Origin of the sequence: Runella rosea, assembly GCF_003325355.1 — a bacterium.
In the GTDB taxonomy this organism is placed as follows: domain Bacteria; phylum Bacteroidota; class Bacteroidia; order Cytophagales; family Spirosomataceae; genus Runella; species Runella rosea.
In genome coordinates this window covers 1,603,399-1,624,642 of sequence record NZ_CP030850.1, presented here as the reverse complement: position 1 = coordinate 1,624,642, position 21,244 = coordinate 1,603,399, and the positions used below count along the sequence as shown (strand labels likewise).

The window sequence follows — 21,244 nt, the reverse complement described above, 5'->3', positions numbered from 1 at the left end:
TTGTTTGTGTCTAAAATAAAATTAGCTTCTTTTACTCAGGAAAAATACTTGCGGGAGAGATGGTAAATTCAGGATATTGATTGTTCACAATTGATTCAATATAGGCCTCGCATGTATCTTCCCCGAAAATCAATTCGTTCGTCTATGACCAGTAAATCCTCCCAACGCGTAGTGTAGCAGGGAGAACGTTGGGTCTGGTGAGTGGCCCAACTTTTCCCCTGTGTGGCAATGCGTATAGTATCGCGGCCCAACTTGCGATTCAGGGCGTCCACCGTTTGAAAAACGCGGTGATCTTTGAGTCGTTTGGGTTCATTGATGTCAAAAAGTGCGGTTTGGGTGTTGTTTTCGGGCACAATCCCGCTGACCATGACACCTGCTTTTTTGTACCGATATCCTTCTTTGAAAATGAGTTTTAGGGCGCTCATGGCCATTCCCACCAAGTCAAAACCGCTGTGCGTGGCGGCGGGAAACTGAAGTACTTTGGAGCCAAAATACTGCGGGTCGTTTTCGCGGTGCGGGTTAGTAAACAAAAACAAATGCAACAAATTGGCGCAGCTTTTTTGCTTACGCAGCTTCTCACCGCAACGTGCGGCAAAGGTCGCAACGGCTTCCTGAATCAAGAATAAGTCTGTGAGGGTATTTGAAAAGGAACGCGAAACGCAGATGCCTTTTTTGGGATGTGGCTCAAGCGCTAAACCGTAACAGATTTCGCCCCTTAATTCTCGTACCATGCGCAAACCTACAATTTTAAGGTGCTTTTGAATCCACGAATCGGGCATTTGAACGAGGTCAAAAGCGGTCTGGATTTGGTGACCCGCCAAAAAACGGGCGTACTGGCGGCCCACCCCCCAAATATCCTCAACGGGCGTTGCGGCGAGGGCGATGTCGGCCGTGAAATTGTCTTCAATAACAAAGACTCCGGTTTCTTTTGTGTGCGCTTTAACGTAGCGGTTGGCGGCTTTGGCCAGCGTTTTTGTGGGAGCAATCCCCAGCGAAACGGGGATGCCCGTCCATTGCTGAATCGTTTGCCGAATCTCCTGACCAAACGCGTATAAATCATGGTACGGCATTTGGCGTAAATCCAAAAAGGCTTCGTCAATAGAATACACCTCCAATTGAGGTACCAGTGCATGAAGGCTTTGCATGACGCGGTTGGAAAGGTCGCCATAAAGTGCGTAATTGGAGGAAAAGACTTTGACTTCGTGTTGTTTAATCAATGATTCGATTTGGTAAAGCGGCACACCCATTGGGATATTTAATTTCTTGGCCTCGTCGGAACGGGCAATAATGCAGCCGTCATTGTTAGACAAAACCACGATGGGCTTTTTTTCCAGTTTAGGCTGAAAAACCCGCTCACAGGAAGCGTAAAAATTGTTGCAATCGATAAGCGCGTACATCCTATTGCTTTTGGGTTTTATGGATGATGTACGTAACGACGCCCCAAACCTTAAAGTCATTGGCCTCGGTAATAGCAACGGGCTCGTAGGAAGGATGCTCAGGTAATAAAAAAGTTTGTCCCTGTTCTATACGTAAGCGTTTGACCGTAAATTCGCCGTCCAAAATCCCGATGATAATGTTTCCGTTTTGGGCGCTGATGGAGCGGTCTACGAGCAAAATGTCGCCATCGTATACACGTGCTCCTTCCATCGAATTGCCGCGCACGCGGATGCAGAAAGTAGAGTAGGGGCGCTCAATGAGGTGGGTGTTGAGGTCCAGAGAAAGTTCGGTGTAATCATCGGCAGGGGAAGGAAAACCAGCCGAAACGGTAGCGCTGACCAAAGGGATGAAAACGGTAGGAAAATAAAAGTTCATGAGTAACAATCAGTTAGGGATGCTGTATTGGTATATAAAGGAATAAATGGTTGTTTTATTTGTCTTTTGGTTAAAAAAAATGTATTTTGGTTGCAAATATTACTCGTAATGTAAATTATATGCAAGAAAAAGTGAATAATTTTGCTCAAAATCTTTCTTATCTGCGGAGTAAACTGGACGGAAAGGTATCTCAACAGCGCTTGGCCGATGAGTTAGGGATAAAAAAATCTACCTTGGCAGCGTATGAATTGGGCAGAGCGGAGCCGAGTTTTGAAGATTTAATTCGTCTGGCTACGTTTTTCGCCATTCCTATCGACGGGTTTTTGCGCAAAGATTTACGTAATGATACGCGCCCGTTATCGACGAACGCCGACCTTCGGGTATTGGTAACAACCGTTGACCCTCAAAACCGCGAAAATATCGAGTTTGTGCCTGTTCGGGCCATGGGGGGCTACGCCGAAGGCTACGGCGATATTGACTACATCAACCGCTTGCCGGCGTTTCAGGTCCCTTTTTTATCGCGTGACCGCAAGTACCGCGCATTTCCGTACGAAGGAGATTCTATGCCGCCCCTGCGCGAAGGCTCGGTGGTGTTTGGAGAGTACATTGACCAATGGGATGGCGTCAAAAACGGTACCATTTGCCTCGTGGTGACCAAAGATGAAGGGGTAGTGCTCAAAAAAGTATTTAACTACTTGGAAGACAAAGGAGTACTGGTGCTTAAGTCGCTCAACGAGCGGTATGCACCTTACCCAGTTCGTCGCGAAGAAATTCAGGAATTGTGGCGTTTTGCGGGCTATTTTGATTCGGAATTTCCGATTGGGTAACATTGGGAGAATTGGTTGTGGGAGGTTTCTCAAAACCCACCACAACCAATTATTAGATTTCGCGCTTCATCAAAAAATCATTCTGAACTTCGGTGCCGAGCGTAAAAGTGTGCGCCCCAAAGCGTTCAAAACCCATTTTTTCGTAGAACCGAATGGCTTTAGGGTTGTGTTCCCAAACGCCGAGCCACACCACTTCTGCGGCGCTTTCTTTGGCCCATTCTAGGCAGGCTTGCATAAGCTGCGCGCCTAATTGTTGGCCGTGGTACGTCTTCTCTACGTAAATTCGTTCAATCTCGACAGCTTTTTTACTTTCTAACCCTTCTGCCGAATGGTTTTGAATAAGCTTGGCAAAACCGATGAACTCGCTTTGCTTTTCAACAATCAAATAGTGTACATTTTCGTCCTGCAATTCGAGCTGAACTTGGGCCAACCCAAACCGCGTTGATGTATACAATTGCATGTTTGCGGGCGTGTTGTAGCTGGCGTAGGTATCAACGAAGGTCTTCTCCATCAAATCGCGCAGGGCGGGAGCATCCGACCATTGAGCGGGGCGAATGGTGAATTCGGTGGTTGTAGCGTTCATTATTATCCTGCGATTTTGTATTCGTAAAACACGGTGTCGAGCGTCATGGCGGGAAACTGGGGGGGCAAAGTTGATTTTGGTAATTGCACAAAGCCGTTTTTTTCGTAAAAACGCATGGCCGCCTGAAGTCGGGGGAGGGTTCCTAAATAAATAGCGGTCAGGCCGTGTTGACGACAATGCGCGAGCATGGCATTCAAAAGCAGGGTAGCAATGCCCAACTCTTTTCCCCGAAAATCTTGGTGAACAAACATTTTACGGATTGCGCCCATCTGGTCGCCGATGTCAATCAGCGCAATGGTTCCGACCACCTGCTGGTCGTTTAAGGCTACCCAAAATGCGCCTTTGTTCTGGCAATAAAACGACGGAATGGTCAATAAATCGGGCTGGTCGGCCAAGGTGATGGGAATGTTGAACTCGTTTTGCTGAATTCCTAAAATCAAGTCAATAATGGACTGTTGGTGTTCTTCGCTGTAATGGGCAATCTGAATCATATTATTGTATTAGATGGGTTGCTACCTGCTGACGACAAACCTCCCCGCAAGCGCGGAGAGGTTTTAGGGTCATAAAAGACAACTAAAATCGTATTGGAAAGTGAGTACGATGAACAAAGTAACAAAAGCCGTTTAATAATCAGAAATGCTATTTTTTTACTGATTTATGCTTAATTTGTATAAGTCCCTAAAATCAATCGCAAAAATTATAGCGTCTACCTAATTTTCTATTCAACATGGATATTCGTCAACTTACGTATTTTCTGGGCGTTGCGGAGGAGCTGCACTTTTCGCGGGCGGCGGAGAAATTGTTTATTGTACAACCCGCTTTGAGCCGGCAGATTCAGCAGTTGGAGGAAGAGTTGGGCGTTTTGCTTTTTGAACGGGACAAGCGAAATGTAAAACTGACCGCCGCAGGGAGTTATTTTCGTGACGAAATCAGCCGCCTCCAACATCAGCTTACCTACATCACCGAGCAAACGCGCCGTATTCACAGCGGAGCCGTGGGCAAGATTCGGATGGGGCATCCTGGCTCGGCGTTGTATTCGATTTTGCCCGAAACCTTGGCTATGATGCATGAGCGTTTTCCCGATGTCAACGTGCAATTGACCGAAATTGCCGAATTGGAACTGATGGAGGCCCTGAAAAATTACGACATCGACGTTGGTTTCACGCGTGAGATCACCGTCGACCCGCGTTTTTCGACTGATTTGTTGTTTGAAGAACATTTTGCGTTGGTCGTACCGAGCGATTCGCCGCTCAATGATTCCAATTTTGAAGACATCAGTCAGTGCCGAACGGCGGAGTTTATTTTGCCGAAAATCGACGTTGACATCAATTATGGAAAAATATTACACGGCATCTTTGAAGAAAAGGGCTTCCGTCCCAAAGTGGTGTATCACTCCAACTACGGCGCGACTATTTTGCGGCTGGTCGAAAAAAAACTCGGGCTTTCTGTGTTGCCGATTTCGTATCGCGAAGGCGCATCGTCGTTGGCGGTGCGGTTTCTAAAATTGCCTACTGTCACGCAGTTATACCTCATTTGGCGGGCTGATGATACCAATGCGGTGCTGCCGCACCTGCGAGAAATTGCCCAAGCCGCCGTCAAAAGGCTGTGTTTGGACGAACTGTAGAGGTGCAAAATGGGAGTTCTCTACGATTTTACAAACTTCTCCTTTTTGTGCTTCCAACGGTTGTGCGACCACAACCATTCGGCTGGGTGACGTTGGATGGCGGCTTCCAACAGGTTTTTGTAGGAATTAGTAATGGCTCCTTCGGGCAAATCGTCGTACGGCGGTTCGGCTACGGAGTGAAACAAAACGATATAATACCCTCGACTTTTGCGGTACATTTCGCCAAATACGACGGGCATTTTGGTGGTACGGGCTATTTTTTCGGTGCCTGGAAAGAAGCCAGTTTCTCGGTTTAAAAATGGTAGCCAATGGGCATGTTCAGGTTCGTGGGGCGATTGGTCGGCCACGAGGCCCGTGGTACGAATGATTTTTCGGCGAGCCACGATTTCACGCATCAAACGTTGCATCGGAATAGGGTACACCCCAAACGAAGAGCGCACTTTTATCATAAACTCGTCTGACTGCTTGTTGGTCAGGGTTTTGTACACCACATCTACGGGAATGCCGCGCGTAGTCAGCGCCCCTGGCACCCATTCCCAGTTGGCAATGTGGGCACTGAAAGATAGAAAAGACTGCCCTTGGTCTACGTAGTTTTTGATTAACTCAAAGTTCTCAATCTGCACCCGCTCCTGAATCTCTTCGGCACTTAAATACGGCAGTTTGAGGGTTTCGACGAATAAGTCGGCCAACAATTGATAAAACTGCTTCCGAATTTTCTTAATCTCTTTGGGTGTTTTTTCGGGAAACGACTCCTTTAGATGTTTTGTAACAAGTTTTTTGCGATAACCGACTACGTAATAAATCAGGACGTAAAAAACGTCGGATAATTTATATAAAAACGCCAGAGGCAAACGCCCCAACCAGCCCAAAAACCACATTTGATGCGACGATTTACGATTGTCCAAATACTACGAGGGAACCGTTTGTAAAGGAAATCTTTAAAAAAAAGAATTTTAGCGCGCAAAATTAGTAAATCAACCGATGTGTTTTACTTCTTAGTCCTATAATCAACAAATAGAACGATGTCTCGACCTTACCTTCTTGCCGAAACTTACTGGAAAGCCGTAAAAATGACCGACTACGACGCGGCCGTTTTGCCGTGGGGGGCTACCGAAGCCCACAATTATCACTTACCCTACGCCACCGACAACTACGAAGCCGACGCGCTGGCTGCTGAAGCGGCGCGTTTGGCGTGGGAAGCGGGTCGTAAAGTGCTGGTGTTGCCCACGATTCCGTTTGGCGTTAATACGGGCCAAGCCGACATCAGGCTGTGCATGAACCTCTACCCAAGCACGCAAATGGCTATTTTGCGGGATTTGGCCGAAGTAGTGGCCCGAAGCGGCATAAAAAAACTGCTGATTTTCAACAGCCACGGCGGCAACGATTTTAAACAGATGGTGCGGGAAGTAGGGGCGCAATTTCCTGAACTATGGATAAGTACCTGTTTTTGGTTCAAAGCCTTGGACGGTTCGGCGTATTTTGCAAACCCTGGCGACCACGCCGACGAAACCGAAACCAGCCTGCTGCTGCACCTGCATCCTGAACTGGTACTCCCGCTGGAAGAAGCTGGAATAGGGCACGCCAAAAAATCAAACATCAGCGCCATGCGCGAAGGCTGGGCGTGGGCCGAGCGCAAATGGAGTCAGATCACAGAAGATACGGGCGTCGGGAATCCCAAAGAGGCTACGGCCGAGAAAGGCGCTCGTTTTTATACCGACTTGACCCAAAAATTAGCACAATTTTTCATCGAATTGGCCGACGCTGATGTGAATCAGTTGTACGAGTAATCGCCACTCTTTCTTTACCTTAAAAGGCAAAAACGGCATTTTTAATTTTATTAAAATTTGTACTTTCCTCATTTTTGGTATCGGCAAAGAAGGTTTTGTAAAATTTTTTTATCATTTTTTTGATATTATCATTCAAATTACTTTATTTACATAATCACTTATTTATAAACCAAATTGTCGGCCAGAATAGAATTACAGTACTTACCCTCATTAGAGTACATTGCTTGTTTGTTAAAATATGGGGAGGTAGAGATTGAAGCGCACGAGCATTTCCTAAAACAAACGTATCGGAATCGCTGCCACATTCTGACCGCCAACGGCGTAGATACGTTGATTGTTCCGGTAGTTCATTCGGAACCAAAAATGCCCATTAAAGAAGTAAAAATTGATTATTCGCAGCCTTGGGTAAAACGACATTGGGGGGCTATCGTAGCCGCTTACGCCAAAGCCCCTTATTTTGAGTATTTTGGTACAGATTTTGAAGGCGTTTTTCAGAGAAAACCCACTTTTCTGTTTGACTTAAATTGGGAACTGCTGACAATCTGTCTGCGGCTATTGAGACTAAAGCCGACAATACGTCTGACCGAAACGTACCAACCCACGGTAGAAAATGGCCAATTTGACGCACTTTCGTTGGTTCATCCCAAAAAGGCGTACGGGCACAACAATTTATACGTTCCCGTTGTTTATCAACAAAACTTCGGGAGTGAATTTGTTCCGAATCTGAGTGTGATTGACTTGCTGATGTGTCAGGGAGCGGAGGCCACAAACATCTTAAAGCGGTCAGTTTTCGTAGATTGAACGAACTAGGAGGTTTATTCGTTAAGAAGTTGATACATAAGCTAGCTATACTCCTCCATTCCAACCGTGAAGAAACCATAATTAAATGGAAGCAAAATTTTCAAACCGCGTAAAAGAAGTCATTTCACTCAGCCGTGAAGAAGCCTTGCGTTTGGGTCATGATTATATCGGCACCGAGCATCTTATTCTGGGAATGATAAGAGAAGGAGAAGGAGTAGCGTTGGCTTTATTGAAGAAACTTGGGGTTTCTTTGGACGAACTTCGCGTAACCATCGAACAGGTTACGAAAGGTACGGCGACCAACAACGTGAAAAATCTGGCCAATATTCCACTGACACGACAGTCTGAAAAGGTGTTGAAAATCACCTACTTAGAAGCAAAAATTTTTAAAAGCCCACTTATAGGTACGGAGCACCTGCTACTGTCCATTCTGCGTGACCCCGATAATCTGGCCTCGCAGATTTTAGCCAAGTTCAATGTAAACTATGAAATCGTTAAGGAAATGTTAGAGTATCAATCATCAGGCACCAAACCCCATGCGGGGCCCGAAACTGACGACGACGACGAACGGAGTATGTTCGGAGGCGGTGCTCAGCAAGGCAAAGACCCCAAAAATACCGAAAAATCTCGCACGCCTGTATTAGACAACTTCGGTAGAGACCTAACCAAAATGGCAGAATTGGGCAAATTAGACCCTATTGTTGGCCGTGAAAAAGAAATTGAACGTGTAGCGCAGGTACTGAGCCGCCGTAAGAAAAACAACCCCGTGCTCATCGGTGAGCCGGGCGTTGGTAAGACGGCCATCGCAGAAGGACTAGCGTTAAGAATTGTACAAAAGAAAGTTTCGCGTGTTTTGTTCGGCAAGCGCGTCGTGACGCTGGATCTGGCCTCACTCGTGGCAGGAACCAAGTATCGCGGGCAGTTTGAAGAGCGCATGAAAGCGGTCATGAATGAACTGGAAAAATCGCCCGAGGTGATTCTTTTCATTGATGAGCTACATACCATCGTGGGCGCGGGTGGCGCTTCTGGTTCGCTAGACGCTTCCAATATGTTCAAACCTGCATTAGCCCGGGGCGACATCCAATGCATTGGAGCCACTACGCTCGACGAATACCGCCAGTACATCGAAAAAGATGGTGCCTTGGCCCGTCGTTTTCAAATCGTCATGGTCGATGCCCCAAGCGTGGAAGAGACCATTGAAATTTTGAACAACATCAAAGATAAGTACGAAGATCACCACCACGTAAACTACACGGACGAAGCCATTGCGCAGGCTGTGAAACTGTCGGAAAGATACATTACCGACCGCTTCTTGCCCGACAAAGCCATCGACGTGATGGACGAAGTGGGTGCCCGCGTACACATCAGCAATATCACCGTTCCCGAAGATATTGTGGTGTTGGAACAGCAGATTGAGGAAGTGAAGAAGCAGAAAAACCTCGTGGTGAAAAGCCAGAAATACGAGGAAGCCGCTCAACTCCGCGACCGTGAGAAGAAACTGTTAGACCAACTCGACCGCGCCAAAATTGCGTGGGAAGAGGAAACCAAAAAACGCCGCTATACCGTTACAGACGACAACGTAGCCGAAGTAGTGGCTATGATGACGGGTATTCCCGTGAATCGGGTGGCGCAAAACGAAGGCCAGAAATTGCTCGGTATGGGTGATGAACTCAAAAACCGTGTGATTGGTCAAAATACGCCGATTGAAAAACTGACCAAAGCTATCCAACGGACGCGGGTAGGATTGAAAGACCCTAAAAAGCCCATCGGTTCGTTTATTTTCTTGGGCCCAACGGGTGTAGGAAAAACGGAATTGGCGAAGGTGCTGGCTACCTATCTGTTTGACAAAGAAGATGCGCTCGTTCGTATCGACATGAGCGAATATATGGAGAAATTCAGCGTATCGCGCCTGATTGGAGCGCCTCCGGGCTACGTGGGTTATGAAGAAGGCGGACAGCTGACCGAAAAAATTCGTCGTAAGCCATACAGTGTGGTACTTTTGGACGAAATCGAAAAAGCCCACCCGGATGTATTCAATATCTTGCTTCAAGTGTTGGACGACGGTATTTTGACCGATGGTCTGGGACGCCGGGTAGACTTCCGAAACACCATCATCATCATGACCTCCAACATTGGAGTGCGTGACCTGAAGGATTTTGGTTCGGGCATTGGTTTTGCCACCAAGTCAAAATCTGAAAATCCAGATGACCAAATGAAGAGCACCATTCAGAGTGCGTTGCGTAAAGCATTCTCGCCTGAATTCCTCAACCGTTTGGATGACGTGATTGTGTTTAACTCGTTACAACGTGAAGACATCCATCGCATCATTGATATTTCGCTGGGTAAGTTGTTCAACCGCGTAACCAACCTTGGATATCAGGTAGAACTGACGGAAAAAGCCAAAGATTTCTTATCAGAAAAAGGCTACGACCAACAGTACGGCGCCCGTCCGCTCAACCGCGCTATTCAAAAATACCTCGAAGATCCCGTAGCAGAAGAAATTCTCAAAGGGGATTTGCGCGAAGGAGATACGCTTATGGCCGACCATGAAGATGGTGCTGAAACCCTCGTGATTACGGTTAGAAAAAAAGAGGAAGAAGTCATAAACTAAAGCTTGGCTGGGCTTGAAAATAATTCTTTCAATGCATTTTAGGCTGCTTTAGAATATATTTTTCTTTGAAAATATACTTATAGGTGAAAAAGGGTACGATTTTTGTCGTACCCTTTTTTGTTTGTAACCATAGAGCTGTGCCAAATGAACCTACCTCTACTCAATGATTTGCAGGGAGTTGCAATGGATAAGAAAGAGTCTGTCCGGTTCATGGACCGGATAGATGCTAGGTACCTTTTTGATAAATCGTATCTGGAAGAGATAATCCCGAAAATTCGACCGCATTACCAGTTGATTCAGATTGAAGGGAAAAGGCTTTTTCAGTACGATACGCTTTATTTTGATACACCAGAGCGTGTTTTTTATTATCAACATTTGGCTGGAAAGTTGAACCGCTACAAAATTCGCAGTTGCCGTCAAGTTGAAACCAATGAGCAGTATTTTGAACTGAAATCCCAAAATAATAAAAGTTTCACCCATGTACAACGTATACGGCTCGACGATTTGTCGGAAGATATTTCAGGAAATGGAAGACAGTTGTTGCTCCAAAATATACCAATCGACGTGTCAAGTTTAGAGCCCGCAGTATGGATTTACTACCATCGCATGATGTTGGTCAACCCCGAAACAAGAGAAAGGTTGAAGTTTGATTTAAACGTATGGTTTCGGTGGCGGTCACAATCGGTAGCGTATCCCAACCTCGTAATTGCGGACGTCCAACAGGAAAAAGGGAGCGCAAGCCCGTTCAAAAATCTGATGAAAGAAAAAGAAATACGAGAGGGCGGCATTAGTAAATACTGCTTGGGACTTGCCAGCGTAGAGCCTTCGTTGAGAGCAAATGCCATCAAACCGATTTTGACTAGAATTAACCGATTCAATAAGTGTTGAAAAGCTGAAACAACGTTACGAATATGTCCAATGTTTTACTTCACGAGCTCATTTTTCAAATTGGCCTTGATGTGTTTAGCATGGCGATTTTGCTGTGGCTGATCTACTATCCTATTTATCGAAACCGTGAGTTTATTTTCTCTTTTTTTGCTTTTAATCTTATTATCTTCTCCGTAACCTATCTGATCAATAAGGTAGAAGTTTCGATGGGTGCCGCTTTTGGGCTGTTTGCGGTATTTTCGATGCTACGTTATCGGACAGAAGGTATAACCATGCGAAATATGACCTATCTTTTTCTGTCCATTGCGTTGGGACTCATTCATGGGCTGTCGGCCAATTCCGTCGGAATTACAGCCATCCTTACCACGGTGATGCTATTTTTGACATTTCTGTTTGACGGTGATTTTGTCTTTCCGAGGGAGTACAGCAAAGAAATTATGTACGACAAAATTTCGCTCACCACCGCCGCGCGTCGCGAAGAATTGATGGCTGATTTGCGGGACCGCACCGGACTAAAAATCATCCGTATCGAAATTGATAAGCTTGATTTTCTGCACGACATGGCGTTCTTGAGGATTTATTACTACCTCTAAACAGCCACCGATTCTTCTTTAGATAGGCTTTCTTTGGGCTTTAAGCCAAACAAAATTCGGGTGATGATAAACGGTTTTATCAGCCAATGATAAAGAACGGCCACGATTGAAAAACAAATACAAATCAAAAGCAGGAGTTTAATAACAATGGGTAAGTACCATTGCACTACAAAATACCCAGCTACGACAATCACCGTTTGATGGAGAATGTAATAGGGGTACACCGCCTGATTGGTATATTTTAAAAATGGTGTAGAAAAATTCAGGTGTTTCTTCGCAAATCCTATTGCTGCCAGAATCAACGTCCAGATGTGGACGGAATTGAGAATCCCATAGATTTGCAGTCGGCTGTCATTTACTTTGGGTAAGCTCAAAGTCCACCAATAATTGTAAAACAAGATGCCCATGCAGACGAGTGCTGTACTTAGATAATACAAACGGAAACGTTCACAGGTTTGCCAAAAGGCGTTGCTTCCTCCCAAAAGATACCCGTACACCACGAAAGTAAGCAAAGATACAAACAAAAACCAATCGTCGAGTAGGCTCTGCTGCTCGGGATAATCGAGGTACAAGGTAAAATAATACAGCGTGAAAGGAAGCACCAACGCGCCTACGGCCAAAGGATGCGTGAGCCGATTGGTTATTTCTTCCTTCAAAGCATTGATTGCTTTTAATTTAAAAAAGGCAAAAACAGGCAGAAGCAAAAGGCAAAACACAAACAAATAGACGACAAACCATAAATGACTCCACGTGAGGGTTCCGTCGGGATAGGGTACAAAATCCCACACGCTGGGATAAAATGCCGCGTATGTACCTGCAAACTGCCCTCGTTGCAAGCGCTCAATGTACACCTGCGCGGGAATCATGAAAAACATGGCAAACAGCAGTGGAATGAATAAACGCACTACCCGCTCAAGGGCGAACATTCCCACCGACCGTTTTTTTAGCGAAAAGTGAACCCCCACCCCTGAAATGAAAAACAGCAGCGGTAAGCGCCACTGGTGTAGCCAATAAATCAAGCGCGTGAGCCCGACGGAGGTTTCCGCATTTTTCACTTCCCAGTTGAAGGTGACAAAAGGCATGGCGCAATGAAAAAAAATCAGCAAAAAAAAGGCCAATACCCGTATCCAATCAAGGTAATGGCGGCGTTCAGAAAGTGAGTGCATCAGAGTGGCTGTAAGGTTTTTACAGGCAGATGCAAATGGGCAAAAAAAGGTTGCTTTTGAGGTAGATAAATGCGCGCTGTGGTGGTGCGTTTTTAGGCAAGTAATTTACGCTATGCGGTAATTTGCGGCAAAGTAGGCCTAACAGTGCTTACGCAAGATTTGTGCGTATTTTGTACCCAGACGATGAAAATGGCAACAGGTGCAAACAAAATATTCGCGCCAATTTGCAAAGCGTCACCTTTTATTTGGTGAAAAATATTGTCAGTTTTGGTACTTCACAAATTGTCTTAAACAAACGCTTCGTTGGGCTCTTTAGGTGGGTTTAAGATGGTCAAAATCTTCCTTTTGCGTAAAATATTCAAGCCCCAAAACCAAAAAGACTGTACTGCCAAATGTAACTTTCTGCATAATAGGCAAAAAGGCATAACTGCCTGACCCGTAGAGGTATAGGGTGTAGTAAAAAATAAGTAGACAGACAATGCACAAGAATTTGAACAAGTGTAGCCTTGACTTTAAAATAAAAACGGTAATGTAAAATAGGCTTAACAGAAACAGGGTGCTGGCGAGCGTAACCATACTGTCATGCAACGGGGTCACGATTAAAAAAGTAAAAAACATGCCTCCCGCTCCCACATATTGTATGATGTTGGCGGCACTTCTTACGGGTATTTTCTTTGAAAATTTAATGAAGAATAGGGCAAAACTCACCGAAAGAAAAATCATTCCTGCATTCGCCCAGATTTGCGCAGGATTGTCGGCACCATTGATGGCTTTTGGGGCAAACAAATTGCTAATAAAGTTTTTTGACCAGTCAAAACCCACTGAATTTTTATCAAACAGCGAGCCTCCTGGATAAACCCTCGTCGCAATGAAAAGCAGCAATACTGAAATAAATATCCCTAGTAAAACGGAATATCTTTTTAGTGCTTCTATGCTTTTTATGAACATATTCAAGACGTTATGAGGGAAGGGGGAATAACGAATCGGGGTATTTGAAATCAGCCCGTTGGGCTTCATTGCGTTAATGATCAACCCTGCTTTCTAAGTAGGCCGTGTCGTTTCTTAACAAAGCATTTAACCAGTCAATCGCATCGTTTTTGGTTGTTGCTTGAGTGACTGTCGAGTAATTGTCGGAAATCTGGTCGTTGAGTCCAAAAAATGATTTTACTTTTTGGGGGCTTTTATACGTAACTTTAAATTCATAATTATCGGGCTCACCGATGACTGAAATAGTAAGTTCGTTTCCACTTTTCTTGTTTTCGACGCCAAATGTTGGGTGAAAATATATTTCGTCGAGTTTGGCATTTATACTTTTTTGCAAATACTCATTCCAATCAATCTTTTCAAAAGTATCCATGATTGTGTCTTGTGCCATATCGCCAAGATCAATGATGTCGGCTTCTACGGGGTCGCAAAAAAATGCTCTAAATTCCATCATTTTCAGTTTGGGTTCGTGAATAGCCGATAAAGTAAATTATAGACTAGGTTGTCTATGTGCGTATTTATTCGTTTTTAATTGACTTATAAAATGTGTCTTTTGAAATCAATATATCAGGCAACGGGCGGCGGCTTGGCGTTGTGGGGGATTTTTAGCCCTACTGTTCATACGAAGTACAAATCTTGAACCTTGCACAAATGTTTCTACGAAGCACTTCAGCCCCCATAAAGCCAAACCGCTGTTATATGCCGTATTTCTTTTCTGGTCGTTCACAGTTTCTGTTTAATTATAGAGTAAATTAGTCCAATTGTCAACAAAGCAACAAATACAAGCCACCCGTAGCCTTGATTTTCATTTTTTAAGTCTTCGTTCTGTTTACCAGAACCATTGTTTTTTTCACGCCTTAACTTGCTTAATTGCTTTGTCAAGTTGTAATAGTCTGAAATTTCAAAGGAGTTAAGCAAAATTGACTTGCCTTGAAAACACTCAATTAATATTTGTTTACCTTCATAGACGTTATAAGTCGTCCAGCGAACAGTCGGATTTATTTTGAAAGTCCTTTCAGTTACTTGTCGAATATTATCAATTGGAACTGTCTTTTGAAGCAAAAGAAATGGTCTTTTTATAATTAATGTTTTGCTTGTCAAAACTATGGTCTTTATTGTAAAGATAGTCCACAAGCAAGCAAGCGTAAAAAAAACAAAAACTCCAAGAACAATCCACATAATTATCATTCCTGTTTTATAGTCTGTCCCGTCAGCTAATGTCCACTTAGATGAAGTCATTAAATATACGAATGCACCAAAAAACAAAGCACCAAAAAGTCCAAAACCAATTGTTCTTAAACTTGGTCTTGTCGTCAAAATGATTGTGTTATTAGTGTCTGTCATAATATGGCATATAACTCGCTAATTGACGCATGTTTTACGCAAAGTAAATGCTTCCATCGCAAAAAGCAAGTATTAAAGGCTGTGGTTATTAATATGTTGTTAATCAAGAATTTGTATTTTATTTGAGCGCCTTGCCCCTTCCCCTCACTCAAAAAACTGCGCGTGAAAATTCATCATAAATACCTCGTCGGTAGCGCGGGTCATGGCGGTGTAGAGCCACCGTACAAACTCCCGATTTACCTGCTCTTCGGGCAGATACCCTTGGTTCACAAACACCGATTTCCACTGCCCACCCTGCGATTTGTGGCAGGTGAGGGCGTAGGCAAATTTGACCTGCAATGCGTTCAAGTACACATCTTGCCGGATGGCTTCGGTGCGGGCTTTTTTGGATTTTAGGTAGATATAATCCTGCAAAACGGCCTCATATAAACGCTTGTTTTCATCCTGACTCAGCGACGGGGCGGGGGAGTGGAGCGTGTCCAGAAAAATCTTGGCTTCAAACGGCGGTTGCTCTTCATAATCCAACAATTGAAGCTCAACGGTGGCAAACCGAAAGCCGTGCATTTCTTCCTCTTTACGGATGCGCTTTACTTCCACAAAATCGCCGTTGGCCAAAAAGCCCGCTGGCGACTCTTCGTCGAGCACGGTATAATTGTTCCGGACAATCATCAGCAAATCGCCCGCTTCAATTTCTTCCTCGGAGCCGTTGATTTGGCGGCGCACAAACTCATTGAGCTGAACGGCCTCGCGATTGGAACGCGTGATGATGGTCACGTTTTCGCGGCCGTGTTTGTCGTAGGCGTAGCGGAGGCCGTCTTCGAGGCGGTCGCCTGGCATCTTATAAAAATCGCGCAGGCCGCGCGTGCGGAGTTGGATAGAAAGTTTTTCGAGCGGCAGGGCGTCGCGGAGGCGGGTGGCGTTTTGCAAAATCCCCGAGTTTTGTCCTTGGCGCGTCACTTCTGTCAGTTCTTGCTCGTACACGCTCATGTAGTAGGTGCTTTCGAGGAGCGCCTTGTCGAGCGCGGGACTGAGGTCTTTGTTGATGGGCGGCAGCTGGGCCACGTCGCCCACGATGAGCAGCTTGTTGCCGATGCCCTCAAAAACGTACTCAATCAAGTCGTACAGCAACCCGCGCGAGCCAAACTCGGCCTCGTCCGAAATCATCGAGGCTTCGTCCACGATAAAAAGCGTGTCGCGATGTTTGTTGGCCTGACGCTCAAAATGCAGCGAGCCCGTGTAGGCATCGGCCACCTGACGGTATATTTTTTTGTGAATCGTAAATGATTTTTTCTTGGAATAGTTGCTCATCACCTTGGCGGCGCGACCCGTGGGGGCCAAAAGCACGGTTTTGAAGCCAAACTTACTGACCACTTTGATGACGGTGCTGATGAGGGTAGTTTTTCCCGTTCCGGCATAGCCTTTCAACAAAAAACAGTCGCGCAGGTTATCATCTTCCAGAAATTCGGCTATTTTTATAAAAAAATGCTGTTGACCTGCGGTAGGCTCATGCGGAAAGCTCTTCAGTAGTAAATCCGAGACGGTTGGAGGTGGTGTTTCTTTCATGTATCCAAAACTACGGCAGGAACACAAATTTCACAACCCTGATAAATTATTCCTTGTTGAAAGTTTTCATTTTTTTGGATTAAATTGTATTTTCATCACCTTTTTCACCTAACTCTTCAAAATTAAAGTAATTAAACATGAAAATTAAGAACGTATTACGCGATAAGTCCCGCAATGCTATCTATTCGGTTACGCCGGAAACTACCGTGCTGGATGCGCTGAAACAAATGGCCGAAAAAAACATTGGCGCGGTGTTGGTTTTGGAAGAGGGACGTTTGGCGGGGATTTTCTCGGAGCGCGACTATGCCCGCAAAGGGATTCTTCAAGGGCGCGCGTCCAGTCAAACGTTAATCAAAGAAGTAATGACCTCCAAGCTTATTACCGTGACTTCCGAGCAAAAACTGGAAGAAGCGATGGTCATCATGTCGGAAAAACATATCCGTCACTTGCCCGTGGTCGATGAGGGCGAGCTCATCGGTATCATCTCCATCAATGACGTGGTAACCAGTATCATTAAGGACCAAAAAGTACGCATTGAATCGCTGGAGAGCTACATTTCGGGCAATCCTTACGCATAATCACTATCTTTGTAGCCTTGAAAAAGTTCAACGTTGGTCGTCAATAGACAGTAGCTTGATTTTCAGGGTACTGTCAATTCTTGCCGATTAACTTATAACGTTAACCAATATCTGTCCATTGGAAAAGGCAAGACAAGAAGTAGCCCGGTTGTATGGCAATCGACTGCGGATTAGAGTATGTGGGATTTGCATTGAAAACAATAAAATTTTGATGCTTAGCCATCGCGGCATCGGCGATACCGACATTTTTTGGTGTCCTCCCGGCGGGGGAATTCAGTTTGGAGAATCAACGCATGAGGCCCTCAAACGGGAGTTTGACGAAGAGACGGGTCTCTTTATTGAGATCGGAAATCTGCTGTTTGTCAATGAATTTATGCAGCCACCCCTCCACGCCCTAGAATTATTTTTTGAGGTCAAACAAAAAGGTGGAAACCTGCACTTGGGCATGGACCCCGAAATGGCCACCGACAATCAGATTATTCAGGAGATGCGCTGGATGAGTATTGAAGAAATCAAAGCTTATCCAGCCCACGAAGTCCATACGTTGTTTAGGCACTGCGAAAGCTTGTCGGATATTTACCAATTGCGGGGGTATTTGAACGATGAATCCGCGCAATTGGCCGATGTCGAAAACAATTGATACATTTAGCACAATATTCGTGAATGAGCCGGTTAATTATCAAAACGATTAACTTTTTACAATTAACACTGGATTATAGAAAGAGGGATGGTTGATACACAAAACGTGATAGCTCCTTTGTTGGAGATAAAAGACGAACGCTTCGACCCCACAAAATGCGCGGAGTATGAACTGCTGATGGAGTTGGGGGCCGAACGATTGCGCTTTTTGGTGCTTGATAGCAAAAAAAAGCGCGTGTTGTATCTGGAAGACTATTTGATAGGCGGGCTGCCAAGCGAAAAAAAATGGGCGAATTGGTTGGCAAAACTGTCGGCGCTTCACCCTTTTTGGGGCAGTAATCTTTGGAAAAGCGTGACGGTTTCCTTCAATACGCCGTATTTTACCTTGGTGCCAGAAGCTTATTTTCGTAAAGAATACGTCAATAGCTACCTAAGTTTGGTGCAGGGAGATTTATTTGAAACCGACCAAATTTTGCACCGCGAAGTAAAGCGCATCGAAGCCCGAAACGTGTTTACGGTCAATAAAGAGCTTTGGGAGTGGGTGCTGAATACGTATACGTTGCAATTGCCCGCTTTTATTCACCAAACCAATGCGCTGATTGAAGGTGCGTTGGCGCTTTCGGTGCTGGATAAAGAAGCGGTTTTGATGAATCTACACTTTGAAGATGACTTCGTGACGTTGGTGATTGTCAAGAACGATTCGCTCCTGATGTGCAATAAATTTGCCTACAAAGCCGCGGCCGATATGGCGTATTTCATCATGTTTGTACTGGATTCACTCCAACTCAAACCCGCCGAGGTAAAGTGCCGTTTTTATGGTGAAACAACCCCTTATTCCGAAGATTATCAATTGCTTCAGAAATTTTTACCGCATCTTTCGTTTGGCAAAACTCCCGAAACTTTGGTGTTGGGCGAGGCCTTTGAAGACGTGCCCGAGCACCGGTATTATAGCCTATATACAATTCCCTTCGCTTCCTGAAACCGCTAACGCATTCTACGCATGAAACGCATCGCTCTTTTTCCCGGCTCGTTTGACCCCTTTACCAAAGGCCACGAAGACATCGTCCTGAGAGGTTTGCACCTTTTTGACGAAATCATCGTCGGCATTGGGCACAACACCGCCAAAAAGCGTTATTTTCCAGTGGAAGTAATGCAACGAATGATTGAGGAGACCTTTGAGAAATACCCGCAAATCCAGACCGTCACTTACGACGACCTCACGGCCAACATGGCGCGTCAGTTGGGCGCGCGGTTTTTGTTGAGAGGATTACGAAATACGACCGATTTTGAGTACGAAAACAGTATCTCGCAGGTAAACCGCCACGTGTACAGCGACGTAGAAACGGTGTTTTTGATTACTTCGCCGCATTTGGCTCCCATCAGTTCAACGATTATTCGCGAACTCCACAAGTATGGCCACAATGTGGATGAGTTTCTGCCTTATAAACTCTCAGAACTTACCATTTCGGCGTAATTTTCTTTTCTCCTTTGGCGGCTTCTGGGTCGTAGTTCACAAAAACATTGATCCATAACAACCTGCCCCAACGAAAGAAGACGGGTTGAGAAATAATAAGGACGGGGATAAGAATGGCCAATACGTAAAAAATATTGATTCCCAGAAGCACCACGCAGCTCACAAATACCACGGCTATCAACGCCGTGTAGAGCGCGTAGCTACCGTACATTCCGCCGAAATAAAAGCCCGGCTCTCGCTCAAACGACTCACCGCATACTTCGCATTGGGGGTGCATTTTATCGAATTTCTTTAAATTGAAAGGATTATTGTAGATAAAAAATGATCCTTGATGACACCGGGGGCATTTATTGTTGAGAATACTGTAAACTTTGGTTCCTTTAAGCATGACTTCTTGAAATTTTGCTAAAGGTACAACAATCGTTGAATAGCTTTGGTGCAAAAATGCTAAAGCAGATGTTGATTAAGCAATCCTTTTTCCACCAATTTGGCGAAGGTAACGCTGCGTAGGGCTTCATGCGCCTGATTCCAATCGCGGAGATTATGTACATTACTGCCCACAAAAGAAACCAAACCTTCAGAAACCAAACGCTCGGCCAGCATACGGGTGCCTTGATGACTGCTCGCCCAAGAGCCCAGATTTACCTGAAACAAAACGCCTTGTCGGTGCAAATCCATCACGAGATTGAAATTTTGTTGTAGATAATGATACCGTTCGGGATGCGCCAATACAATGACGAGGTTTCGTTGGCGGGCCAATCGGATGGCTTCCCCCAAAAATGAGGGCATTCCTACAATATTCGTTTCTAAAAGTAGATAGGTGTCTGCGATAGTGAGTAAGGGTTGATTGTTTTCAAGGGATGAGATGAGTGATATGTCAAGGTAGTATTCGGCGGCGGCTTCCAGCTCAATGGAAATGCATTTACGCTGAAGCTCCGAACGAATTCGGGCAAGGCAAGACTCGATTGTTGCGGCGGTATTGCGATAATAATCCCCCATGATATGGGGGGTAGCAATTATTTTACGAACCCCAGCGGCCGCCATTTCTTGGAGAAGCAAAATGCTCTCTTCGATGATCTCTGGACCGTTGTCTAACCCGGGTAAAATATGCGCGTGAACGTCTACCGTAAAGGGAGATGATGGTGCATATCCTGCGACAGTTCGTTTTCGTTTTAAGAAAGAAAAAGGCATGAGATTTTTCAATTCGTGACAAGGGTAAACTTGCTTTTAATCGTTTCAATGGTCACGAATTGTGCCAAAGTAGAAGGGTAAAAAAAATAAATCCTAATACCTTGATAATTGGTTTATTATGACATATAATATCTGAATGGGATATAGAATCGATGAATTTGTTGGGGTGGGATAACCTTATTGGTACATAAATTGCTATGGATGAATCTGCTCAAAAAGGGCTTTAAACGAAGGTAAAAGCACATCTTTTTCAGATACAATCGGGTCAGAAACCTGCCAATCAATGTTGAGTTCTGCATCATTCCAGAGGATGCCTCCTTCCGAAACTTTATGATAAAGATTGGTGCATTTATAACTAAAAATGGAATCTTCTAGCGCGGCAAACCCGTGGGCAAAACCTTCGGGAATGTAGAACATATTATTTCGTTCTCCATCCAGCTCGACGGCTTCGTACTGCCCAAATGTGGGAGAATTGGGGCGAATGTCAACGGCGATATCCAGTACCCGGCCTACAATCACGCGGACTAATTTTCCCTGGGCGTGAGGAGCACGTTGAAAATGTAAACCGCGAACAACTCCCTTTTTAGAAAACGATTGATTGTCTTGAACAAAATGGGTGGGTAGGCCATTGGCTTCGAAGAGCTGACGATTATAGTTCTCGAAAAAAGACCCTCTTTCATCTTTATAAACCGTTGGTATAATTTCCAACAGTCCGTCGATGGATTTTTTGATAACTTGCATGGGTGAGTATATAATTGAATATCCAGTACAAAATTAGC

General features: G+C 44.9%; 24 protein-coding genes. 11 read left to right on the top strand and 13 right to left on the bottom strand.

What is annotated here, in order from left to right; translation table 11 throughout:
* Positions 1 to 95 precede the first annotated feature (95 nt).
* Together DR864_RS06940 and DR864_RS06935 are read right to left on the bottom strand one after the other, a co-directional pair.
* The gene (locus DR864_RS06940; RefSeq protein ID WP_114066269.1) at positions 96 to 1,397 is read right to left on the bottom strand and encodes a Y-family DNA polymerase; all 1,302 of its coding nucleotides are present in this window, start codon (positions 1,395 to 1,397) and stop codon (positions 96 to 98) included.
* A 1-nt stretch (position 1,398) separates the two neighbouring features.
* Positions 1,399 to 1,812 (bottom strand): LexA family protein, encoded by a 414-nt coding sequence (locus tag DR864_RS06935; protein WP_114066268.1) that lies wholly within the window; start codon positions 1,810 to 1,812, stop codon positions 1,399 to 1,401.
* Positions 1,813 to 1,931: 119 nt separating this feature from the next.
* Here DR864_RS06935 and DR864_RS06930 point away from each other — a divergent pair, with 119 nt between their 5' ends.
* Positions 1,932 to 2,639, top strand: a complete 708-nt coding sequence (locus DR864_RS06930) for an XRE family transcriptional regulator (protein WP_114066267.1) — start codon at positions 1,932 to 1,934, stop codon at positions 2,637 to 2,639.
* 52 nt (positions 2,640 to 2,691) lie between these two features.
* Here the strand turns inward: DR864_RS06930 and DR864_RS06925 are convergent, their stop codons facing one another.
* Entirely contained in the window at positions 2,692 to 3,222 is a 531-nt protein-coding gene (locus tag DR864_RS06925; protein ID WP_114066266.1) for a GNAT family N-acetyltransferase, read from the bottom strand.
* A 2-nt stretch (positions 3,223 to 3,224) separates the two neighbouring features.
* Complete coding sequence (locus tag DR864_RS06920; protein ID WP_114066265.1) at positions 3,225 to 3,713, bottom strand: GNAT family N-acetyltransferase; 489 nt, start codon at positions 3,711 to 3,713, stop codon at positions 3,225 to 3,227.
* A gap of 236 nt (positions 3,714 to 3,949) precedes the next feature.
* Between DR864_RS06920 and DR864_RS06915 the strand changes: the two genes are divergently transcribed.
* Positions 3,950 to 4,846: a LysR family transcriptional regulator gene (locus DR864_RS06915; protein WP_114066264.1), complete on the top strand. Its 897-nt coding sequence runs from the start codon at positions 3,950 to 3,952 to the stop codon at positions 4,844 to 4,846.
* A 20-nt stretch (positions 4,847 to 4,866) separates the two neighbouring features.
* Here the strand turns inward: DR864_RS06915 and DR864_RS06910 are convergent, their stop codons facing one another.
* Positions 4,867 to 5,751 carry a lysophospholipid acyltransferase family protein gene (locus DR864_RS06910; RefSeq protein ID WP_229599538.1) on the bottom strand — a complete coding sequence of 295 codons (885 nt, stop codon included), beginning with the start codon at positions 5,749 to 5,751 and terminating at the stop codon, positions 4,867 to 4,869.
* A 117-nt stretch (positions 5,752 to 5,868) separates the two neighbouring features.
* On the opposite strand from DR864_RS06910, the gene DR864_RS06905 reads away from it, so the two are divergent.
* The 5 genes from DR864_RS06905 (at position 5,869) to DR864_RS06885 (ending at position 11,526) form a co-directional block, all read left to right on the top strand.
* Positions 5,869 to 6,633: a creatininase family protein gene (locus tag DR864_RS06905; RefSeq protein ID WP_114066262.1), complete on the top strand. Its 765-nt coding sequence runs from the start codon at positions 5,869 to 5,871 to the stop codon at positions 6,631 to 6,633.
* A gap of 174 nt (positions 6,634 to 6,807) precedes the next feature.
* Positions 6,808 to 7,434 carry a WbqC family protein gene (locus DR864_RS06900; RefSeq protein WP_114066261.1) on the top strand — a complete coding sequence of 209 codons (627 nt, stop codon included), beginning with the start codon at positions 6,808 to 6,810 and terminating at the stop codon, positions 7,432 to 7,434.
* 85 nt (positions 7,435 to 7,519) lie between these two features.
* A complete protein-coding gene (locus DR864_RS06895; protein ID WP_114066260.1) occupies positions 7,520 to 10,045 on the top strand; it encodes an ATP-dependent Clp protease ATP-binding subunit in 2,526 nt (841 codons plus the stop codon).
* Between the two features lie 144 nt (positions 10,046 to 10,189).
* On the top strand, positions 10,190 to 10,933 hold the full coding sequence (locus DR864_RS06890) for a VTC domain-containing protein (protein WP_114066259.1): 744 nt from the start codon (positions 10,190 to 10,192) through the stop codon (positions 10,931 to 10,933).
* 23 nt (positions 10,934 to 10,956) lie between these two features.
* On the top strand, positions 10,957 to 11,526 hold the full coding sequence (locus DR864_RS06885) for a DUF4956 domain-containing protein (protein WP_114066258.1): 570 nt from the start codon (positions 10,957 to 10,959) through the stop codon (positions 11,524 to 11,526).
* On the opposite strand, the gene DR864_RS06880 is transcribed toward DR864_RS06885, so the two are convergent.
* The 5 genes from DR864_RS06880 to DR864_RS06860 form a co-directional block, all read right to left on the bottom strand.
* Positions 11,523 to 12,692, bottom strand: coding sequence for an acyltransferase family protein (locus tag DR864_RS06880; RefSeq protein WP_114066257.1), 1,170 nt, complete (start codon positions 12,690 to 12,692; stop codon positions 11,523 to 11,525). The two genes, DR864_RS06885 and DR864_RS06880, sit on opposite strands and share 4 nt — an antisense overlap.
* A gap of 312 nt (positions 12,693 to 13,004) precedes the next feature.
* Positions 13,005 to 13,709: a hypothetical protein gene (locus DR864_RS06875; protein ID WP_229599537.1), complete on the bottom strand. Its 705-nt coding sequence runs from the start codon at positions 13,707 to 13,709 to the stop codon at positions 13,005 to 13,007.
* Between the two features lie 4 nt (positions 13,710 to 13,713).
* Complete coding sequence (locus tag DR864_RS06870) at positions 13,714 to 14,130, bottom strand: hypothetical protein (protein ID WP_162793610.1); 417 nt, start codon at positions 14,128 to 14,130, stop codon at positions 13,714 to 13,716.
* A 269-nt stretch (positions 14,131 to 14,399) separates the two neighbouring features.
* Positions 14,400 to 14,993: a hypothetical protein gene (locus DR864_RS06865; protein WP_162793608.1), complete on the bottom strand. Its 594-nt coding sequence runs from the start codon at positions 14,991 to 14,993 to the stop codon at positions 14,400 to 14,402.
* Positions 14,994 to 15,164: 171 nt separating this feature from the next.
* Positions 15,165 to 16,583 (bottom strand): ATP-dependent DNA helicase, encoded by a 1,419-nt coding sequence (locus tag DR864_RS06860; RefSeq protein ID WP_114066254.1) that lies wholly within the window; start codon positions 16,581 to 16,583, stop codon positions 15,165 to 15,167.
* Between the two features lie 137 nt (positions 16,584 to 16,720).
* Between DR864_RS06860 and DR864_RS06855 the strand changes: the two genes are divergently transcribed.
* From DR864_RS06855 to coaD, 4 genes are all read left to right on the top strand, one after another.
* The gene (locus DR864_RS06855; RefSeq protein ID WP_114066253.1) at positions 16,721 to 17,161 is read left to right on the top strand and encodes a CBS domain-containing protein; all 441 of its coding nucleotides are present in this window, start codon (positions 16,721 to 16,723) and stop codon (positions 17,159 to 17,161) included.
* A gap of 118 nt (positions 17,162 to 17,279) precedes the next feature.
* Positions 17,280 to 17,801, top strand: a complete 522-nt coding sequence (locus DR864_RS06850) for an NUDIX domain-containing protein (protein WP_114066252.1) — start codon at positions 17,280 to 17,282, stop codon at positions 17,799 to 17,801.
* Positions 17,802 to 17,888: 87 nt separating this feature from the next.
* Entirely contained in the window at positions 17,889 to 18,779 is an 891-nt protein-coding gene (locus DR864_RS06845; RefSeq protein ID WP_114066251.1) for a DUF3822 family protein, read from the top strand.
* A gap of 21 nt (positions 18,780 to 18,800) precedes the next feature.
* On the top strand, positions 18,801 to 19,274 hold the full coding sequence (gene coaD, locus DR864_RS06840; protein ID WP_114066250.1) for a pantetheine-phosphate adenylyltransferase: 474 nt from the start codon (positions 18,801 to 18,803) through the stop codon (positions 19,272 to 19,274).
* On the opposite strand, the gene DR864_RS06835 is transcribed toward coaD, so the two are convergent.
* The 3 genes from DR864_RS06835 to rfbC form a co-directional block, all read right to left on the bottom strand.
* A complete protein-coding gene (locus tag DR864_RS06835; protein ID WP_114070186.1) occupies positions 19,258 to 19,662 on the bottom strand; it encodes a DUF983 domain-containing protein in 405 nt (134 codons plus the stop codon). The two genes, coaD and DR864_RS06835, sit on opposite strands and share 17 nt — an antisense overlap.
* Before the next feature lie 59 nt (positions 19,663 to 19,721).
* A complete protein-coding gene (locus tag DR864_RS06830; RefSeq protein WP_114066249.1) occupies positions 19,722 to 20,465 on the bottom strand; it encodes a tyrosine-protein phosphatase in 744 nt (247 codons plus the stop codon).
* A 195-nt stretch (positions 20,466 to 20,660) separates the two neighbouring features.
* Positions 20,661 to 21,206: a dTDP-4-dehydrorhamnose 3,5-epimerase gene (gene rfbC, locus DR864_RS06825; protein WP_114066248.1), complete on the bottom strand. Its 546-nt coding sequence runs from the start codon at positions 21,204 to 21,206 to the stop codon at positions 20,661 to 20,663.
* Positions 21,207 to 21,244 lie beyond the last annotated feature (38 nt).

Bases quoted from the DNA above. Each gene is read 5' to 3' on its own strand.
- DR864_RS06940 (WP_114066269.1), bottom strand. From the start codon at position 1,397: ATGTACGCGCTTATCGATTGCAACAATTTTTACGCTTCCTGTGAGCGG.
- DR864_RS06935 (WP_114066268.1), bottom strand. From the start codon at position 1,812: ATGAACTTTTATTTTCCTACCGTTTTCATCCCTTTGGTCAGCGCTACC.
- DR864_RS06930 (WP_114066267.1), top strand. From the start codon at position 1,932: ATGCAAGAAAAAGTGAATAATTTTGCTCAAAATCTTTCTTATCTGCGG.
- DR864_RS06925 (WP_114066266.1), bottom strand. From the start codon at position 3,222: ATGAACGCTACAACCACCGAATTCACCATTCGCCCCGCTCAATGGTCG.
- DR864_RS06920 (WP_114066265.1), bottom strand. From the start codon at position 3,713: ATGATTCAGATTGCCCATTACAGCGAAGAACACCAACAGTCCATTATT.
- DR864_RS06915 (WP_114066264.1), top strand. From the start codon at position 3,950: ATGGATATTCGTCAACTTACGTATTTTCTGGGCGTTGCGGAGGAGCTG.
- DR864_RS06905 (WP_114066262.1), top strand. From the start codon at position 5,869: ATGTCTCGACCTTACCTTCTTGCCGAAACTTACTGGAAAGCCGTAAAA.
- DR864_RS06895 (WP_114066260.1), top strand. From the start codon at position 7,520: ATGGAAGCAAAATTTTCAAACCGCGTAAAAGAAGTCATTTCACTCAGC.
- DR864_RS06890 (WP_114066259.1), top strand. From the start codon at position 10,190: ATGAACCTACCTCTACTCAATGATTTGCAGGGAGTTGCAATGGATAAG.
- DR864_RS06885 (WP_114066258.1), top strand. From the start codon at position 10,957: ATGTCCAATGTTTTACTTCACGAGCTCATTTTTCAAATTGGCCTTGAT.
- DR864_RS06880 (WP_114066257.1), bottom strand. From the start codon at position 12,692: ATGCACTCACTTTCTGAACGCCGCCATTACCTTGATTGGATACGGGTA.
- DR864_RS06875 (WP_229599537.1), bottom strand. From the start codon at position 13,709: ATGAAGCCCAACGGGCTGATTTCAAATACCCCGATTCGTTATTCCCCC.
- DR864_RS06870 (WP_162793610.1), bottom strand. From the start codon at position 14,130: ATGATGGAATTTAGAGCATTTTTTTGCGACCCCGTAGAAGCCGACATC.
- DR864_RS06860 (WP_114066254.1), bottom strand. From the start codon at position 16,583: ATGAAAGAAACACCACCTCCAACCGTCTCGGATTTACTACTGAAGAGC.
- DR864_RS06855 (WP_114066253.1), top strand. From the start codon at position 16,721: ATGAAAATTAAGAACGTATTACGCGATAAGTCCCGCAATGCTATCTAT.
- DR864_RS06845 (WP_114066251.1), top strand. From the start codon at position 17,889: ATGGTTGATACACAAAACGTGATAGCTCCTTTGTTGGAGATAAAAGAC.
- coaD (WP_114066250.1), top strand. From the start codon at position 18,801: ATGAAACGCATCGCTCTTTTTCCCGGCTCGTTTGACCCCTTTACCAAA.
- DR864_RS06835 (WP_114070186.1), bottom strand. From the start codon at position 19,662: ATGCTTAAAGGAACCAAAGTTTACAGTATTCTCAACAATAAATGCCCC.
- DR864_RS06830 (WP_114066249.1), bottom strand. From the start codon at position 20,465: ATGCCTTTTTCTTTCTTAAAACGAAAACGAACTGTCGCAGGATATGCA.
- rfbC (WP_114066248.1), bottom strand. From the start codon at position 21,206: ATGCAAGTTATCAAAAAATCCATCGACGGACTGTTGGAAATTATACCA.